General features: G+C 67.8%; 1 protein-coding gene. It reads right to left on the minus strand.

What is annotated here, in order from left to right:
* Window positions 1-1377, minus strand: a 1377-nt coding sequence (locus LQV45_RS32705; protein WP_230011768.1) for an efflux RND transporter permease subunit, incomplete at both ends; no start/stop codon positions are given.

The following is a 1377-nucleotide window of genomic DNA, read 5'->3' on the forward strand; positions in this document are numbered from 1 at the left end:
GTCCAGGCTGTTGCGGGTGGCCGCATTCCCCCTCACGATGACAGAGAAGACATTCTGCTGTTCGTACAGGTTGCCGACCTCGATGCCTTGCAGCAGGGCGGCAGCCGCGCGCCGTACATCACCGGGGACGACGCCGGCTTTTTGGGCCGCGGCGAGGTCCACTCTGACCTCGGCGATCGGCTGTTCGGGGGGCAGGTCGACGTGGGGATTAACGACGCCGGCTGTGTGCTCCAGGATTGTTTGGACCTCCGCCGCCTTCTGCCGCAGGACTGTCGGGTCCAGGCCAAAGACCCGGACGGCAAAGCCGCTATCGGCTTCTTCGCGGATCCGGTCGATGCGTTGTTGCGGGTAGGTGGAAATTTTGCTGGTCAGGCCCGCGTAGCCTGCGATCACGCGGTCGACGGCGGCGGCCGTGTCCGGGTAGGACGCGTCCGGGGCCACGGTCACCCACAGCTCGCCGGAGCTGACGTCACCGACCTGATCCGAAGTGATCGCGCGCCCGACGTGTCCTCCGACATTGGCCACGCCCGGGACGGTGCGCAGTTCTACGGCAGCAGCCTCGGTGATCCGGCTCATTTCCTGGTCCGAGGTGCCTGCTATCGCGCTCCAGTGCACCACCAGCGTCTTGTCCGCCAGCACCGGCACCACAGGACGGGTCCCGGCCAGCTGGGGTGCGAGCGCCAGTCCGGCCACCGCCAGCACCGCCGCGGCTGCGAATACCCACCGCGTCTTTTGCGTCAGCCGCGTCACGGTCCGGCCGTAGGCGCCTTGCAGCCGCGCCAGGGAACGCCGTTCCGGCGCCTTGGAACCGACCGGAAGGACGAACGCCAGTGCCGCCGTGACCGTGAGCGCCACGATCATCGAGACAACCAGGGCCAGCAGATAGCTCTGGACCAGGGGTCCGAACAGGGCGCCGTTCTCACCGGAAATAAAGAGCGCGGGCATGACGGCCAGCGCCATAATCAGCAGCGAGTAGAGCATTGGCGTGCGGGCTGCCCGCAGGGCGCCCGGGATCACGGAGTCGCGTCGGCGCTCGTCCTGTGACTGGTCCTGGCCGGCCTCCGTCCCGCCGTCGGCAGTTTCGTGGCCGGACCTGGCCGCGGCGCTGCGTGCCCGCGCGATGCCGTTCAGGTCTTCCGCGACGTCGCCTACGATGACGGCCAGGGCAAGCACCATGCCGGCCAGGACCATGGTGTTCATCCCGGTGCCACGCAGATCGAGCACCAGCGCTGCCGCGGTCAGCGATACGGGAATCGTGATCAGGGTGATCAGGGCCGTGCGCCAGGAACGGAAGAAGGCCCCAAACAGGGCAACGATCAGCAGCAGCGCGATCAGCGCAGCGACGCCGAGCGTCCCGACCTCTTCGTCGATAAAGGA

The organism is Microbacterium sp. Bi128, assembly GCF_918698205.1.